17 protein-coding genes and 1 pseudogene are annotated in these 17,646 nt (G+C 41.1%); all 18 read left to right on the top strand.

Features of this window, described 5'->3' with window-relative positions:
* Nucleotides 1-23 precede the first annotated feature (23 nt).
* On the top strand, nt 24-1,733 hold the full coding sequence (locus NSB28_RS00830; RefSeq protein ID WP_109624644.1) for a glycoside hydrolase family 3 protein: 1,710 nt from the start codon (nt 24-26) through the stop codon (nt 1,731-1,733).
* A gap of 29 nt (nt 1,734-1,762) precedes the next feature.
* Entirely contained in the window at nt 1,763-3,166 is a 1,404-nt protein-coding gene (locus tag NSB28_RS00825) for an MFS transporter (protein WP_109624645.1), read from the top strand.
* Between the two features lie 115 nt (nt 3,167-3,281).
* Nucleotides 3,282-4,508, top strand: a complete 1,227-nt coding sequence (locus NSB28_RS00820) for an NAD(P)-dependent oxidoreductase (RefSeq protein WP_109624646.1) — start codon at nt 3,282-3,284, stop codon at nt 4,506-4,508.
* Nucleotides 4,509-4,602: 94 nt separating this feature from the next.
* Nucleotides 4,603-6,294: an AAA family ATPase gene (locus tag NSB28_RS00815; RefSeq protein ID WP_109624647.1), complete on the top strand. Its 1,692-nt coding sequence runs from the start codon at nt 4,603-4,605 to the stop codon at nt 6,292-6,294.
* 169 nt (nt 6,295-6,463) lie between these two features.
* Complete coding sequence (locus NSB28_RS00810; protein ID WP_109624648.1) at nt 6,464-7,141, top strand: response regulator transcription factor; 678 nt, start codon at nt 6,464-6,466, stop codon at nt 7,139-7,141.
* Nucleotides 7,125-8,525, top strand: coding sequence for a sensor histidine kinase (locus NSB28_RS00805; RefSeq protein ID WP_109624649.1), 1,401 nt, complete (start codon nt 7,125-7,127; stop codon nt 8,523-8,525). The genes NSB28_RS00810 and NSB28_RS00805 overlap by 17 nt, the downstream gene beginning before the upstream one ends.
* A gap of 266 nt (nt 8,526-8,791) precedes the next feature.
* Entirely contained in the window at nt 8,792-9,343 is a 552-nt protein-coding gene (locus NSB28_RS00800; RefSeq protein WP_109624650.1) for a hypothetical protein, read from the top strand.
* Nucleotides 9,344-9,494: 151 nt separating this feature from the next.
* Nucleotides 9,495-10,574, top strand: a complete 1,080-nt coding sequence (locus NSB28_RS00795) for an ABC transporter permease (RefSeq protein ID WP_257497362.1) — start codon at nt 9,495-9,497, stop codon at nt 10,572-10,574.
* Between the two features lies 1 nt (nt 10,575).
* Entirely contained in the window at nt 10,576-12,003 is a 1,428-nt protein-coding gene (locus NSB28_RS00790) for an ABC transporter permease (RefSeq protein WP_109624652.1), read from the top strand.
* Nucleotides 12,004-12,018: 15 nt separating this feature from the next.
* Nucleotides 12,019-12,684 (top strand): ABC transporter ATP-binding protein, encoded by a 666-nt coding sequence (locus NSB28_RS00785; RefSeq protein ID WP_109624653.1) that lies wholly within the window; start codon nt 12,019-12,021, stop codon nt 12,682-12,684.
* Nucleotides 12,685-12,871: 187 nt separating this feature from the next.
* The gene (locus NSB28_RS00780) at nt 12,872-13,423 is read left to right on the top strand and encodes a TetR/AcrR family transcriptional regulator (RefSeq protein WP_109624654.1); all 552 of its coding nucleotides are present in this window, start codon (nt 12,872-12,874) and stop codon (nt 13,421-13,423) included.
* Complete coding sequence (locus NSB28_RS00775) at nt 13,413-13,697, top strand: hypothetical protein (RefSeq protein WP_109624655.1); 285 nt, start codon at nt 13,413-13,415, stop codon at nt 13,695-13,697. The genes NSB28_RS00780 and NSB28_RS00775 overlap by 11 nt, the downstream gene beginning before the upstream one ends.
* Entirely contained in the window at nt 13,684-14,124 is a 441-nt protein-coding gene (locus tag NSB28_RS00770) for a hypothetical protein (protein WP_109624656.1), read from the top strand. The genes NSB28_RS00775 and NSB28_RS00770 overlap by 14 nt, the downstream gene beginning before the upstream one ends.
* 131 nt (nt 14,125-14,255) lie before the next feature.
* Complete coding sequence (locus tag NSB28_RS00765) at nt 14,256-14,903, top strand: hypothetical protein (RefSeq protein ID WP_257497361.1); 648 nt, start codon at nt 14,256-14,258, stop codon at nt 14,901-14,903.
* A gap of 371 nt (nt 14,904-15,274) precedes the next feature.
* Nucleotides 15,275-15,547 carry a hypothetical protein gene (locus tag NSB28_RS00760; RefSeq protein ID WP_109624658.1) on the top strand — a complete coding sequence of 91 codons (273 nt, stop codon included), beginning with the start codon at nt 15,275-15,277 and terminating at the stop codon, nt 15,545-15,547.
* Between the two features lie 297 nt (nt 15,548-15,844).
* Nucleotides 15,845-16,085: pseudogene (locus NSB28_RS00755) on the top strand (hypothetical protein).
* A gap of 286 nt (nt 16,086-16,371) precedes the next feature.
* Nucleotides 16,372-16,833, top strand: a complete 462-nt coding sequence (locus NSB28_RS00750; RefSeq protein WP_109624659.1) for a YbhB/YbcL family Raf kinase inhibitor-like protein — start codon at nt 16,372-16,374, stop codon at nt 16,831-16,833.
* A gap of 42 nt (nt 16,834-16,875) precedes the next feature.
* Nucleotides 16,876-17,598: an MBL fold metallo-hydrolase gene (locus tag NSB28_RS00745; protein ID WP_257497360.1), complete on the top strand. Its 723-nt coding sequence runs from the start codon at nt 16,876-16,878 to the stop codon at nt 17,596-17,598.
* Nucleotides 17,599-17,646 lie beyond the last annotated feature (48 nt).

Raw genomic sequence — 17,646 nt, 5'->3', positions numbered from 1 at the left:
TTGAAAAAGCAGGAGGAACCAACATGGTAAATTTAAAAGAAAAACCTTATTATCTGAATGAAGAACAGATCCAGTGGGTGGAAGACACGATTGCTGGGATGACCACAGAGGAAAAAATCGGGCAGCTTTTTGTCAACATGGTATCAAACGGGGAAGAAAGAAAACCGGAGAATATTAAAAAAATTTTGGATACCTACCATCCGGGGGCAATCCGTTACCACAATGCACCAAAAGAGGAATTGTGGGAGATGGCAGACTGCCTGCAAAAGACGACAAAAATCCCGCTTCTGATTGCATCGAACTGTGAAGCAGGTGGAAATGGAGGAACAAAGGGCGGGACGCCGATTGCAAACGGGGCGGCTATGGCAGCGATCGATTCAGAGGAAGCGGTATTTAAGATGGCGGAAATATCCGCGCGGGAAGCGGCTGCGGTAGGATGCAACTGGAACTTTGCACCGGTTGTAGACCTGACCTATAACTGGAGAAATACAATTGTGCAGCTGCGGGCATTCAATGATAATCCGGACGATGTCATCCGTTATGCAAAATCATTTTTCAAGGGAATGAAGACGCAGAATATGGCTACCTGTATGAAACACTTCCCGGGAGACGGAACAGAGGAAAATGACCAGCACCTGATTATGGGAATCAATGAGTTCGGCTGTGAGAAGTGGGACCAGACATACGGTAAAGTTTACAGGGAGCTGATAGAGGAAGGTGTCATGACAATCATGGCCGGACATATCGCACTTCCTGCATATTCTAAGAAGCTGCGCCCCGGCATCAGGGATGAGGATATCCTTCCGGCAACACTGGCACCGGAACTGATTACCGGCCTTTTAAAGGGGCAGCTGGGATTCAACGGTCTTGTCGTAACAGATGCTTCCCACATGATCGGAATGTTCGGTGCAACAATACCAAGAAGCCGCCAGGTTCCGCAGGCAATAGCGGCAGGCTGCGACATGTACCTGTTTTTCAATGAAAGGGAGGAAGATTTCGGTTACATGATGGAAGGCTACAAAAACGGAACGATCACGGAGGAACGCCTAAACGATGCACTTCACAGGATTCTCGGGGTGAAGGCGGCACTGAACCTTCACACGCTTCAGAAGGAAGGTGCTCTGACAGCGCCGAAAGAAAACCTTTCAGTGGTTGGGTGTGAGGAACACCACAGGGCATCGAGAGCATTCGCAGACAAGTATGTGACGCTGGTGAAGGACCGTCTGCACTACCTGCCGATGACACCGGAAAAATACAAACGAATAAAACTGATGTATATCGGCTCGGAGGCGACTGTAATCGCGGGTATGAAGTTTGAGTCTAATGATAAGAACATCATCGAGGATATCGTTTCCCAGCTTGAAGAAGCAGGATTCCAGGTGGATTCTGAGGTTCCGGCGAAGAAAGGCAAAATAGAGGAATTTAAAAAGAATTATGACTGTGTACTCCTGATTCTAAATGTACAGGGATTCGCCCAGTACAATACCATGCGCGTCAAATGGGATGAACCTGCAAAACAGCCCTGGTATATGTCAGAACTCCCGACATTTGTTGTATCCTTAAGTAATACAAATAACCTGATTGATGTGCCGATGGCAAGGTGCTACATCAATTCTTATATGGACCATCACGAGAGTTTCGCGGCAACACTGGAGAAGATGATGGGCAGAAGCGAGTTTAAGGGACGGTACAATGAAAATGTATTCTGCGGAAGATGGGAGACAAGATTCTGATACCAGAATCATTTCAGGAGGGAAGGAAGATGAATGAAAAAGCAGTAAAACCATTTGGCCTGAAAGATAAAATCGGCTATATGTTCGGTGATTTCGGAAATGATTTCACATTTATGTTTTCCAGTACTTTTCTCATGGTATTTTACATGAAGGTACTTGGTATCAGCGGGGCGGCCGTGGGTACATTATTCCTTGTGGCAAGGTTTGTGGATGCATTTACGGATGTCACAATGGGCAGAATCGTGGATACATGCAAGCCTGGAAAAGACGGGAAATTCAAGCGCTGGATCCGGATCATGGCTGGTCCGGTGGCAATTGCCAGTTTCCTGATGTACCAGTCATCTCTGGCTGACGCTTCAATGACGGTAAAGATGATCTATATGTATGTTACATATATCCTGTGGGGAAGTATCTGCTACACCGGGATCAATATACCATACGGTTCTATGGCATCCGCGATCACAGATGTCCCGGAAGAGCGTACCGCACTTTCCACATTCAGGAGTATCGGTGCAACACTGGCACAGCTTGTGATCGGTGTGGGTGGTCCGATGATCATCTATATGACCGATGCATCCGGCACACAGGTAATCCGGAATGACGGGAAAATCTTCCCGGTGGTCGCAGGTATCTTCTCAGTATGCGCAATTATCTGTTACATCATCTGCTATAAGTGTACGATAGAGCGCATCAAGATCCAGCCAGACCCGAATGCGGAGAAAATCTCCCTGGCAAAAACTTTTGGAGCAATTTTCTCCAACAGGGCGCTGCTTGGGATTATAGGCGCAGCCATTTTCCTTCTGCTGAGTTCGCTGATGCTTTCCAGCGTCAATACCTATCTCTATGCGGACTATTTTAGCAATATAAAAGCACTTTCTGTTTACAATATGATCACGATGGTATGCTCCCTGCTCATGGCAACAATTACAGGAGCCGTTGTTAAGAAATACGGGAAGAAAGAATCAGCGGCCGCCGCAACCATTTTTACAGGGACAGTTTTCCTTGCGCTTGGCTTCCTGAATGTGAAACATGTATGGGTATTTGCTATCGCGGCAGCTGTTGGCTATCTGGGGGTCAACTACTTTAACCTGATTATCTGGGCAAACATTATTGACGTCATCGATGATGTGGAAGTAAAGAGTGGCAAAAGAGAGGATGGAACGGTCTATGCGGTCTATTCTTTTGCAAGAAAAGTAGGGCAGGCACTTGCAGGGGGACTCGGCGGGTATGCGCTTGGCATCATCGGATATGAATCTGCCGCAAAAACCCAGACAGCCGAAGTACTAAGCGGCCTTTATAAACTGGCAACGATTGTTCCGGGAATCCTTTTTATCTGTGTTGCCTTAATGCTGATATTTGTATATCCGCTGACAAAGAAGAAGGTAGAAGCCAACGTAGAATTTCTCAGGGCAAAGAGAAACAAAAAGAATTAGGCATAAAACATTTGGCTGCAATTTTGAGAAGGACATGCTATACTATAGATACGAAAAAAACAACCAAACTGGATAAAGATGCTACAAATACCGGAAGTGAAGGAGGAATTATATTATGGCTGCACATGTACTTGATGAGGCGAACCGCTGCCTGAACTGCAAAAAGCCGCAGTGCCAAAAAGGGTGTCCCATCGGCACTCCGATACCGGAAGTCATCCGGCTGATGCTGGACGGCCATCTGGATGAAGCGGGCCGGAAACTGTTTGAGAACAACCCTCTGACTACGGTATGCAGCCTGATCTGCAATCATGAGAAACAATGCGAAGGACACTGTGTACTTGCAAGGAAAGGTGCACCGGTACATTTTTCTACGATTGAAAACTATATCTCCGGCACGTACAGTTCTAAAATGGTAAAAGGCCCGGCACCGTCCAACGGGATGCGTACAGCTATTATCGGCTCCGGCCCGGCAGGACTTACCATAGCTGTACTCCTTGCCCGAAAAGGTTATCAGGTAACCATATTCGAAAGCAAAGATAAGATCGGTGGTGTGCTCCGTTACGGAATACCGGAGTTCCGCCTGCCAAAAAGTATACTGGATGACTTTGAGTACCGGCACCTGCGTCTGAAAGGAATCAAAGTCAGGCCAAATACAACGATTGGAGGCGCCATCACAATTGATGATCTTTTGAGAGACGGCTACCGGTCTATCTTCATCGGAACCGGTGTGTGGCGCCCGAATGCCCTGCATATCAAAGGTGAGACACTTGGGCACGTACACTACGGAATCAACTACCTGAACAATCCGGACAGTTTTCACCTTGGGGAGAAGGTTATCGTAATCGGGGCAGGAAATGCGGCGATGGATGTAGCCAGAACAGCACTGAGAAAAGGCGTCAGGGAACTTCAGTGCTTTTCAAGGGAATCCACGGCAGCAGCAAGCCGTCATGAATTCGATTATGCGGTTTTAGAGGGCGTAGAATTCATATACCTGAAAATTCCACTGGAAATCACCGATGAAGGCGTCATTTTTGCGGATGTGCAAGAAAATGAAGACGGCACGGTGGAACGTATTTCCGGTACAGAAACACTGTATCACGCTGACAGTGTCATCATCTCAATCAGCCAGGGACCACGGAACCAACTGGTGAACACGACGAAAGGCCTGGAAGCCAACTCCCACGGTTTACTGCTGGCAGATGAAAAAGGCCGGACCTCAAGACCAGAGATTTTTGCAAGCGGGGATGTCGTAAACGGGGCGCGGACCGTCGTAGAAGCGGTCGCCCATTCTAAGATCGTAGCCGAGTCGATGGATCTGTATATGAGAGGAATTTCCTCTTAAGGCAACGAACTTCTGACGCTGCAAATAGGATTACATCCAGGTAACGGCATGTGAAAGGCGAAAGCAGGCGTTGGAAATTTGGTGGTAAAGAAAAATGAAAAAGGCATTGCCAATTGGTGTAGACAATTTTGAAAAGCTTGTGACTGGCGGCTATTATTACGTGGATAAGACACTTTTTATTAAAGAACTTCTGGATTTAAAAGGAAAGGTGAACCTTTTCACCCGCCCCAGACGGTTTGGGAAGACCTTAAATTTAAGCATGCTCCGCTATTTTTTTGAAGATGTGAGAGAACCCGTACAGAAAAGCCAAAACCGGAAACTTTTTGAAGGGCTTAAGATCATGGCAGCTGGAGAGGAATATACGGCTCAAATGGGAATCTATGCTGTGATCAACCTGACCCTTAAATCTGCAAAGCAGGCCAGTTTTGAATCAGCGTACTATAAAATTAAAGAAGAGATCGCAGAGGAATTTAAGCGGCATAGCTTCCTGATGAAAGAAGGCGTGCTTTCAAAGACAGAACTGCAGCAGTATCAGGAAATAGCAGAAGGGAAGGCAGGATACGATGCCTATTCCGGAGCATTAAAATTTTTAAGCAGATGCCTTTATCTGGCAACGGGAGAAAAGACGGTCCTCCTTTTGGATGAATATGATGTGCCATTGGAAAGTTCTCATTTTGCAGGTTTCTATGATAAAATGGTCAATTTTATCCGTTCTCTTTTTGAATCTGCATTAAAGACTAACGATTATCTGAAGTTTGCTGTGATCACGGGATGCTTTCGGATATCCAAAGAGAGCATATTCACAGGGCTCAACCACCTGAACATCATTTCTGTGATGGATAAGAGATACAGCGAGCATTTTGGATTTACGGAACCGGAAGTACGTGGAGCAATGGCATACTACCAGAGGGAAGAACGATTCCCTGCTATGAAGGAATGGTATGACGGATACCAGTTTGGGGATACGGAAGTGTATAATCCCTGGAGTGTGATAAAATTTCTTTATGACCTGGATGCGGATGCACATGCATTCCCACGTCCTTACTGGATCAATACCAGTTCCAATGAGATCATCAAGGACATGATCGCCCGGGCGGACAGGGAAACCAAAGGGCAGATTGAAATGCTTCTGGAGGGAGAACCTCTGGAAATCCGTGTACATGAAGAAATCACTTATGAGGATATCCATGAAAATGGTGAGAACCTGTGGAATTTCCTGTATTTTACCGGATATCTGACAAAGGAGAGTGAATTTTTCAAGGAGTCTTCCATATTTCTGAATGTCCGCATCCCCAATATGGAAGTTCGGAGCATCTATCAAAGCACCATCCTCTACTGGTTCCGTGAGAGGATCAAGAAGCGCGGATTCCAGGATCTGTATCGGGCAATGGAGGAAGGCGATGCCGGGAAGATGGGCGAAATCCTGGGGGAGCAGCTTTTGTCCACCATCAGCTTTTATGACAGTGCAGAGAATTTCTACCATGGCTTTCTGACCGGAATATTGAGCCAGAGTGAGTCATATCTGGTAAAGTCTAACCGGGAATCAGGGAATAGACGCTCCGATCTGATGGTAAGGAGCCCTTCCCTGCGGGGCAGAGCATTTATCATTGAGGTGAAGGTATCTGACAGTATTGACAATCTGGAAGGCGATGCCAGAAAGGCCTTGGACCAGATTTATGAAAAAGGTTACATGGAAGAACTGCGCACAGAAGGTTATCGGAAGATAGCTTGCTATGGGATCTCATTTTTCCGAAAAGACTGTGAAGTTTGCTGTAACGGCATATAAAACAGAATCATTAAGACCATACAAAAAGAAGCTGTGTTCTGCAGCTTATTTTTGTATGGCCTAATACCGGCAATAAGAAAGGAGGATGCATTTGATATTAAATCTTCTGATTTCTACACACAAACTACAAGGTAGTGTGGTATCATAGAAATATTTAAGGAGTGATAGTATGAAAACGATATTGATTATTGAAGATGATCTCGATATACAGGAGATGCTGCAATTCTTTTTAGAGGATCAAGAGTATAGGGTGATCACAACTGATAATGGAATTGATGGTGTTAGTATATTCAGAAAAGAGAAACCAGATTTAGTCTTATTAGATATTATGCTTCCTAAAATGGATGGTTATGCTGTATGTGAACTGATACGCAGAGAATCAGGGGTTCCAATCATTATGATCAGTGCGCTTGGAAGTGAAAAGGACCAGTTAAAAGGCTTTGAATTGCAGATTGACGATTATATTCCCAAACCTGTATCCCTTCCTATCATGATGAAAAAAATTGAGGCTGTGCTGAGGCGTTATGAGATGTCCGGACAGGAAATGAAAGAGGAGCTTCATTATAAGGAAATGACACTGATGGTAGATAACTACCGGGTAAAAGTCGGCAGGCAGGAGGTTGACCTGACACAAAAAGAATACGAGATTCTAAAGGAATTACTGGAGAATCAGGGGAAGGTTATTACCAGAGACAGTTTCTTGAATCGTTTGTGGAAATATGAATATGATGGGGAAGAGCGTGCAGTTGATAACCACATAAAAAATTTGAGAAAAAAATTAGGAGATGCAGGGAACTATATAGAGACAGTAAGGGGAGTGGGATACCGGATTGAAAAAATATATTAAAGAACATTTGGCAGTGAAAATTTTCATACTGACGGCTGTGCTTCTGTTTGCAGTCAGCGGTTTCATCTATGGTATGGTTGCATTTGGGGTGTCAAAGAGTTATTTGGCAGAGTTAGATGAAAGTTTGGATGAATCAACAAAGAATTTAATCACCCAGTTAACCCAGGTATCAGAATCAGAGATGGAAACCATGTTGAAGATGTATGCCTTGGAATATGGTCTTTCCATTACGCTTAAGGATAAAAATGGAAAAGATTTAAAATCTTTTGGCCAGATTGAATATAAATTAGATCCGGATACTGACAGCGAAAAATCCCAGATAAGCAAAGGGATAACAAAAACGTACTTTATACAGCGCAAAAGCGGTCCTGATTATCAGATCCTGTTATTTGGGACAAAGCAGAGGGCAAATGCGGCATTAAATTCACTGAATCGGATATTGCCGGTATTGATTGGTATTTCAATTTTTATCTCACTTGTCATTGCATTGTTTTACAGCAGATATGTGACAAATCCTATCTTAAAATTGAGCAAGGTATCAAAAAGACTGTCGGCGCTGGATTTTCAGATTCGCTGCCCGGAAAACCGCAGTGATGAAATTGGAGTGTTAGGAGAAAATTTGAATCAACTGTCTGAAAAACTAGAGGAGGCGTTAGGTGAATTAAAAGAAAAAAATTTGTTGCTGCAGGAGGATATCCTGCATGAAAAAGAGATGGAACAGCAGCAGCTTGCATTTTTCTCAGCAGTTTCCCATGAACTCAAGACACCGGTTACGGTTCTGAAAGGACAGATACAGGGAATGTTATATGGAATAGGGGGTTACAAAGACAGGGACAAATATTTGAAGCGTTCTTATGAGGTGGTTGATTCCATGGATGGGATGATCCGGGAGATATTGTCTGTTGCCCGGATAAAATCATCTGGTTTCGTTTTGAATCGGGTAAGGGTATCTTTAAATAAAATGGTTCAGGGCGTCATCCGTAATCTGGAAGATATAGCAATTGATAAGGGAATCCAGATACACACCGCCCTTTTGGAACATGCCGAGGTCATGGCTGACGAGGCGCAGTTTGAAAAAGTCCTCAGTAACGTGATTGGAAATGCGGTCAAATATACACCAGACAATGGAAACATCTGGATAGAGATTTTCAGAGAAGATGGGAAATTGGTGATTTCTGTTGAAAATGAAGCGGATAAGATCCCAGAAGAAGAAATCCCCAGACTGTTTGATGCATTCTATAGGAGGGACAGGTCACGAAACAGGAAAACAGGAGGGAGCGGGCTGGGCCTTTATATAGTAAAGATGATTATAGAGCTTCATGGATTTTGCTGTCAGTTCCATAATACAGAGAATGGGGTAGAGATTAAAATTACATGTACCTGATAAGAGGCCAATAATTAGAAATAGATAAGCGGGGTATCGTAAACACAAAGTTTACGGTATCCTGTTTTTTCGTGGTGTAACAAATAGAAACTACACATTAACTACGCATAAAAAACGAGATAAACATAAATTACGCAGGTATATTTGTATTTAGAAGGGAGGAAATAATGGCCAGTAAAAGAAATGATTCAGAATATCCAAAGAAAAAAGGAATGTGCCAACGATATATAAAAATATGAAAATTAAAAAATTGGAGGTAAATCATTATGAAGAAAAAAATAATTGCATTTATGACGGTTCTGGCTTTAGGGACGGCGGCGATTACCGGGTGTGGTGATAGTGCAGCTTCAAATAAAGATAATATCACGAATAAGAAAGAAAATAATGCTGGAAGCAGCGGACAAGAGGATAATACATCAAATGCAAATACTGAAAACAATATCAACAGTGCAGAAGGCCGGTATGATGGCGGTTCAGAAAATATTACGGCTATGTTAGAGAATGCAGATGTCACAGCAACGGTAGTAGAATTTTCTGAATCGGGATGTAAGGTGATACAGGGAGAAAATACAAAGGATGAAGCCAGGCAGGCTGCTGCAGGGAATGATGGAAGCGAGGGAAATCAGATTACTGTTGTTTATGGCGATAACGTAAAATTTCAGTTAGCAACTGCAAGCGCTGGTGACAGTGATGCAACATTGGAGGATTCTGATAAATCCGAGTTGAAAAAGCAATCTAACATATATCTATTCGGGACGTATCAAGAGGATGGGACTTTTTTGGCAGACAAGGTAATCATCTATAGAACGCTAAGATAACAGAGGTGAAGTGATGAATTTTTATAAGAGATCAATCAGATACCTTTTCCGAAAGCGATCCAAAACTGCCATTTTATTCTTCGTACTGCTGATTGCGGAAACTATGATCCTTTGTACCGTCACAATATTAAGAGCTTCCGAGGAAGCAAAAATGGGTCTGCAGGAGAAAACAAAAGCAAAGGTAGTCGCTGAAATCACGGATGAAAATCATCCTATTACAGCAGATGATATTGAAGAACTTAAAAAATTGGAAAATATAAAAGACATCAATAGAATGGCAAAGACACAGGGATATCCAGATGGGTTTCGTCTATATACGGGGAGTGATGATACATCAAAGGAAAACAATCAGGTTCAGTTTGTTGCATACGATGATTTAGAATCAGATGGTCCATTTTCAGATGGGCAGCTTCGCATGATGGAAGGAGAATATCCCAGTGCCCAGAATCAAGTGGTGATAAATCAAAAGCTTGCAGATATGAACCAATGGAAACTTGGGGCTGAGCTGTCATTGCACAATGAAATGGGAACAGAAGTAAAAGCAGTTATAGCTGGATTTTATAGTTCGGGAATGGAATCTAAGCAGACAGGCAATACCCTGGCAGTTTACCGGATAGAGAATACAATCTACGGGGCGCCGGAGCTGGCATTACAGTTACAGGCACAAAAAGGCTACGAAAGTGTCTCTATATACGCTAAAAATCCAGAACAGCTTTCGGTTGTGGAACAGAAGGTATCCCAGATATTCGGAGAAAGAGTGGAGCTGGCAAAGTCGGACGCCCTCTATCAACAGATAGAGCAGCCTCTTGAACAAGTGGTGCGGGTGGTTAAATTAATGCAGTTTTTGACAATGGGTACAGCGGCTATTGTAATCACGCTTCTCCTGTGCATGTGGATGCGGGCAAGAAAAAAAGAAACAGCAATCTATATCAGTTTGGGCGAGCATAAAGTGAATATATTTCTTCAGATGCTTCTGGAGAGTTTTATGGTGTTTCTATTAGCTACAGCAGCCTCTGTCTTGACAGGCAGCTATATTGCCAAAGCTTTAAAAAAAATGCTGTTTTCAGAGAACCAGATACCTTCACTTGCCTTGAAGATTGGAATACAGGGAACGGACATAGGCTGGCTGGTATCTGCCGGACTGGGGATATTATTGCTGGCGGTGGGGATTTCACTGGTTCCTGTCCTGCTTACAAATCCAAAAGATACTTTATCAGAAATGGAGGGTTAGGATGAACGTGGTACAACGAGGGCTTCGGTCCATAATCAGGAAACCTGTAAAGAGTATACTTTTGCTGTTGGTGGTAGTGGTGATCAGCAGTTTCTTTATGGCAGGTCTGGCAGGCCAGTCTGCCAGCATTAAAACGCAGGATGCGACACGTCAGGCAGTGGGAGCAACATTTCGGCTGGAAGGTAATGAGGCAAACCGGCACAAAAGATTAGATGAAGCTGCAAAGAAAATTAGTGAGGGGGAAGACGGAACCTATAATGGCGTTATATTTAAACATTTTGCGGACGGTTCATCAATGGTAAAAACAGATAATTCATTTGAAACGATAAAACCAGAGGATGCAGAGAAAATTGCCCAAGTGGATGGGATTGAAGAATATAATCTGATTACTGTTTCAACTGTAGTGAATCCTGTCAATTTTAAACGTATTGAAGACTCAGATGTGGACCAAAGCAATGATTTAGGCGGGGTCAATATACGGGGAAATCGTATTATGGAAATGGATATGGATGTATCTGCGGGAAAGATTGAAATTGTGGATGGGCGGATGATTCAGGAAAATGAGACAAATGTCTGTGTCATTTCTGAAGAACTGGCTCAGTTCAATCAGATTACACTGGGGGCTGAACTTCAGTTCAACAATGTAAAGGATAAAGAAAATTCCCGGATATATAGTGCTAAAGTTGTGGGAATATACAAGACGACCCAGAAAATAAAACCAGTAATGTCGGGAGATTCCTACCGTTCGGAGAATACCATCTTTACAGATTTGCATTTCCCAGAGAAAGCCTCCGGCGAAGAGGGAAATCCGCTGTTCCAATATGCAATTTTTAGGGTTGATGATGTGAGGGCGTATGACCGGATCAAAGCAGAGATTGAGAAAGCAGACATTGACTGGGAGCGGTATGATTTGATTGACAGCGATGGAAACATAAAGAGTATGGCTGAAAATTTTAATGACATGGAAAAAATGAGCAAGATGTTACTAGTACTTGTATCGGCCGCTAGTTTCCTGATTTTGGTCTTGATTTTTTTGTTTTGGATGAAGAACAGAACACAGGAGATTGGGATACTGATGGCATTAGGAGAGTCAAAGAAAAGGATATGGCTGCAATTTCTGACAGAAGCATTATTGATAGGAAGTATAGGCTTTGTTCTTTCACTTGGGGTATCTCCGCTTTTATCGAATGCAACTGCCTCCTATTTGGCCCGGCAGACACAGGAACAGGCTGCAGCAGATGCCGGAAGCGTTTCCACGGACTATGTGGCACCGGAACTGACCATACAGGATACAGAAATATCAATAACAGGAAACATGGTTGCCATAGATGCAGGGGTAATAGCCGGATTATTGGCGTTTTCAGTTACTATAGCCGGAATTACCATCATGCGGAAAAAACCAAAGGAGATTTTGAGTGAAATGAGCTGAAAGGAGCAGCATGTTATGCCAGAAAAATATGATGAAAAGACGATATTGGAAGTCAGGAAAGTAAATTACCATTATAAAGCGAACAGAGATAAAAAGATTTTAGACAATATTTCCTACTGCTTTGAAGAGGAAAATGTATATGCGATCTTAGGTCCAAGTGGTTCCGGGAAAACTACATTTTTATCTTTACTGGCAGGTCTGGATGTACCGGTGACAGGAAAAATCCTCTATAAAGGGGAAGACATCCAAAAGGAAGGGTTGAACCATCATCGGAAAGAAAATGTTTCTTTGGTGTTTCAGAGTTATAATCTGATTGATTACTTGACCCCAAAGGAGAATGTGATGTTGGGTGGAAAAGAAAATCCGGAAAAACTTTTAGCGGCAGTGGGGATTTCAGAGGGGGATTGGAACAGAAAAATACTGCAGCTGTCAGGAGGCCAGCAGCAGAGAGTAGCCATAGCAAGAGCACTGGCCAGTCCCGCTAAAGTATTATTGGCAGATGAACCTACGGGAAATCTGGACGAAGAGATAGCAGAGGAGATAATTGAGATTTTGCGGAAAAGCGCCCATGATTTAGGTAAATGTGTGATAGTGGTTACACACAGCAAAGCGGTTGCTGATGCTGCCGATATGGTTATTAAGATAAATTCAGGCAAAATTGAAGAAATTAAAAACTTTTAAATTGGGACCGGCATTCTGAAATACATTTTGAGATCGGTGCCGGACTTTTATGGCTTGTCCGGAAGTCTTAAAATCATACTTTACTTTAATTTTTTATGAACTATCAACCAGAGGAATTGACAAAAATCTTTGTACGGCATATAATAACATTGATATATAACTTAGTTATGTAATGGAGGGGACATTTATGCCACCAAAGGTTAAGATACCCAGAGAAGCAATTATTGAAAAAGCATTTGAGTTGACAAAAGCATATGGTTTTGAAAAAGTAACCGCACGTTTCCTTGCCAGTGAATTAAAATGTTCTACTCAACCAGTGTTTCATGCTTTTCGCAATATGGAAGAACTAAAGGAAGAAGTTTACAAAAAGACGCAAAAACTATTTGAAGAGACCATGCTGCAACAGCCATCAGATACAGAAACGCCCTATTTTTTAAGTATGGGACTAAAGTATGTGGAGCTGGCTCAGAAGGAAAAAAATCTGTTTCGTCTTCTATGTATGTCCGATAGTGGAACAAGACTTGAAAGCCTTTACGATCTGGCTAAACACGTTCCTGTTCCGATTGATCGGGGAGTGTTTGTGAAAACATGGATATTTACGCATGGTATAGCAACTATTGTTTCTACGAACACGACAAACATTGCACCCGAAGAAATAAGGCAGTTACTTATAGAAGCGTGTGCCGGTTTCAAATTATATCACAATGAAAATAAAGGGGGGTCGGCATATGAAACATAAGAATATGCGCTATGACAACCGCTATAAATATAAGCTGAATATGCTTGAACCGGGACTTATAATGATGAAAATCATTGGAGTATTATTTGTTATTGGTATTTTATTTTGGGTGGCAGGATGGCATTGGTTTTCCGCACTTTCTTTGTTTTTGGCAGGAGCCGTATTTGCTGCTTTGTTAATCTTAGCAGCCATTGAAGCACATCAGGACAAGGTGTTAAATGAGATTGCCATGCGAGAAAATGATGAATTGGAGAAAAAACATGAAATCGGTTAAAAATTATGTGTATACAGAACGTGCACATTTTATGTGTCCTAATATGCACTTTGGAATTATGGCAAAGATAGATAGTCATTATGAGGAAGGACAGTTAAGGCAAAGTATAGATATTCTTCAAAAGGCTCACCCGTTTCTGCAAAGTTTAATTGCAGAGGAAACGGACACTGGCAGATTATATTATCAAATACAAGATTGTTTGAATATTCCAGTGTTGGTAAAGGACGAAGCTGCTTTGTGGCAGCAAGATTATGAAGAAATATCTGTCCGTGGGTGGAATGTCAAGAAAGAATGTCTGCTAAAAGTGGTGGTTTATCCAAATGAAAATGGATTTCAAATACTTTTTATTGCCCACCATCTTTTGTGTGACGGCAGAGGGTTTTACAGCTGGCAGAGGAATTTGCAGAGCATTATGCTAACGGGATAATGCCGCAATTTGCCCCGGAATGTTTAATTCAAGGCTTAAACGATCTTCCCTCAAACAGCGACTTGCCGCTTATCAGTAAATTGATTGTAGGAGACGCAAATAGGAAATGGAAAAAAGAGGGACAGAAGGTTATGTATGGGCAATATAGCATATTTGAAAGAGCCTATATTCAAAAATGCAAAATGAAACAGGAAATTTTCACCATTTGCAATCAGGAGTTGGAAGAAATACAGGCTTCATGCAAACAACATGGCATTACTGTAAATGACTATCTGATTGCAAAAATGATGTTGGACGAGAATACAAATAAGGTGGTTATTGCAGCTGATATTCGTAATCAGACAAAATGTTACAGACAAGGGGCAATGGGAAATTATTCTACTGCTTTTAGCGTTTCTGTGAAAAAGAACGAGAAAAATATAATTTCCCTTGCAAAGCGCGCAGCGTCACAAATCATAAATATATGCAGGCACCCACAGAAAGAAATGCTTGTGCTTGCCTGTTATATACATATGCAGCCAGAGCTGATTGACGCTGTAGCAATATCTACATTAGGAGATTTTGAAAGTAAAGCAGGAACATTTGTGGGAAGAAATATGTTTGGATTTGGCTCCCAAAACGGTTATAGTATAACCAATTTAGGGAAAATTGAAAGTAATATAATTGCAGAAGCTATTTTTATACCACCTGCTTCACCTGCCAACAAAAAAACTTGGGGGGTGCTAACGGTGAATAACCATATGAAAATATGCGCGTCAAATTTAATTACAGAGCAGTAGCTGTCATAATCATTAAATCCCGGCTGCTCATATTGACTTGGCGGCTAATTGAACCCACATTTTAAGATGGATGCCCAGTTACTTTTGGCATACAGAAAACGAACAACGGTCATTTCGGAGTCTGCTTCTGAAATGAGATAGAAAACAAGAAAAAAAGGAGAAGGAGAAAGCATTGAGGTCGATGCTGGCGGAAATGGAAAGGAAGCTGATATACTTGTGAGTACATGATATGACAGAGATATCACAGCTCCGCATTCGATTTGCGCCTTCTTTTTAATTGTAACGATGCAGTGTGGATGGTATACTAATAATGAATCCACAGTATTTTCAAGTTATTGGAAGTGTGGATTTTAAAGATATGGAGGTAACAGATGTTTTTTAAGAAAAAAGATAGAATAAGGAAAAGAGTCATTTGTCCGATTTCGGTAATAATTCAAATAATACAGGATACTATTGATATTGATGCCGGAATGAGTGAGTTTGTCATCAATTTTGAAGGAAAAGAACATAAGGTAGGTTTTACAAGTGACTTCAGTAGAAGCCGAGGCTTTTCAGTAGAAGCCGAGGCTTTTTTGACCCGATGTTTTACCTTGACGAACAGGAGTTTGATAACTTCCAGGCATTCAAAACAGAGGCAGTCTTAGAGGGTGAAATTTTCGCACAGAGAACTGATGACGTCGAGATTATTGATGCTGACAACGGTGCCGTAAAATTTCCGTGGTATACAGAACTCGAAAAATATGTTGTATAGAGATTGACTATATGAAAACAATCGTTTTATTCATTGCAATGAGTCTTAACGTATATATTTCAGATAAAAATGGAAGTGTAGGCTGGATATGTGGCCATATACAGGCTTGACAAGTTATGTAATAACTAAGAGAAAAATTTGAATTTTTAACTGAAATTTTTTGTATTTTGCGAAGGGAGAATATTGATTTATGCTTTCAATATTAGGTGCAGTATTATTTGGAGTTATAGCAACTATAACAGTTCTTGTTGCTTGCGGTTTGCCTTTGGGCGAATTTACAATGGGTGGACAACAGTTTCTTCTTTGCCGCTTACCTATCTTTGAATACTATTATGAACATGATTTCAAAAAGTAGGAAAGAAAAATATGTAATGACTCCGCTTTCACTTATAGCCGGAATATGTTTTTGGATAACGGCATTTCAGATGTAGTATGTAAAATGAGGATAATCTACAGTGCGTCAAATTCCAGGTTATGGTAGAAAAAATATAATTTGGAGAAAAAATGAAACTAACATATAGAAAAGCGATAAAAAATGATTCGGAATTATTTCTGCCAATGGAAAACAATCTATCAAATTGACTTTTGATGAAATTTCTGACATTGCAGGGATAGCCATAGACCATTCATTTTTAAAATATAAAAAAGAACTAATGGAGTATGTTTAATGAAAATTTGAAGTTTTAGGGCTAAATAAATTGAAAGGTAATTATTGTTATGGAAAAGACGGAATTAAATTTTGTGTGTACCGGAATGAAAACGGGTAAAAAAATCCCGATTGAATATACTGGGCGAGGACAAAACATATCGCCAGAGTTTATTATTAAAAATTTGTTGCCCAATGCCAAAACATTAGCCATTACGTTAGAGGATTTGACACATCCAATAAAAAAATTTACCCATTGGATTATTTGGAATATTCCTGCAACTGATAAAATCGAGAAAGGAATTCCAGCGGGTAAGATAGTGTTGGGAAATGCAGTTCAAGGGGTTGGATATGGTTTCCATCAATATGCTGGGCCTAAACCTCCGAAAGGGAAAAAGCATATCTACCTCTTTACTATCTATGCTTTGGATTGTGAATTAAATTTAAGTGCCAATTCTATGAAAGGAACTTTTTTAAGAAGGGCAAAAGGTCATATTATTCAAAGCGGAAATGTAATAGGTGAATTTGAGTAGCACACCGACAGATGATTTTTGGGATGATAATAGAGGAGATGTATGAAAATATATAATGCCGGAAACAGAGTCATGAATACATATCTTTACCAGATTAATGATGGGTTTGTTATGATTGATACAGGCTATGAAAATAATTATACAAAATGTACTTCGTCTATGAAACGAAAAGGAATTTCTTGGGCTAATATTAAATATATTTTTCTAACACATGCCCATGATGACCATGCCGGTTTTCTGAAAGAGGCATTGGATAAGCATCCCAATATTACTTGTATTATAAGTGATAAAGCATTTTCAGTTTTGGCAAGAGGACAAAATTCCTTTGAGGGTGGCTGCAGTAGTAGGCTTGCACTGTTCTTTTGTCGCATTATGAAGTTATTGGGCAATGGAAAACATCTTTTTCCTGCAATAGATGAAACCTATAAAAAAAGATTTATAGAGATAACAAAAGATAATGTTTCTGGAATTGAAAAGTTATTATCTGGCAAAATATTATTCACACCAGGACATACAGCGGATTCTATTTCCTTAAAAGTGGAAAATCAAATATTTTGTGGAGATGCCGCAATGAATGGTTTGCCAAGTTTACATAGGATAACGATATGGGTAGAGAATAAAAAAGAATTTGAAAATTCGTGGAAAGTATTGTTGGATGAAAATGTAGATTATATTTACCCATCACATGGACAACGATTCAAAAGTAATGATTTGTATAAGTTCAAAACTGAAATTAGTAAGCTTAAGTTATATCTTTTGAAGTGACAACAATATCTTCAAATCCCAGTTTATCCGAAAGAGAAATTTGAATTT

The sequence above is a fragment of the Murimonas intestini genome, assembly GCF_024622195.1.
GTDB lineage: Bacteria > Bacillota > Clostridia > Lachnospirales > Lachnospiraceae > Murimonas > Murimonas intestini.
Note: the sequence above shows the minus strand (reverse complement) of the source record. Positions and strands in the feature narration are given on the sequence as shown.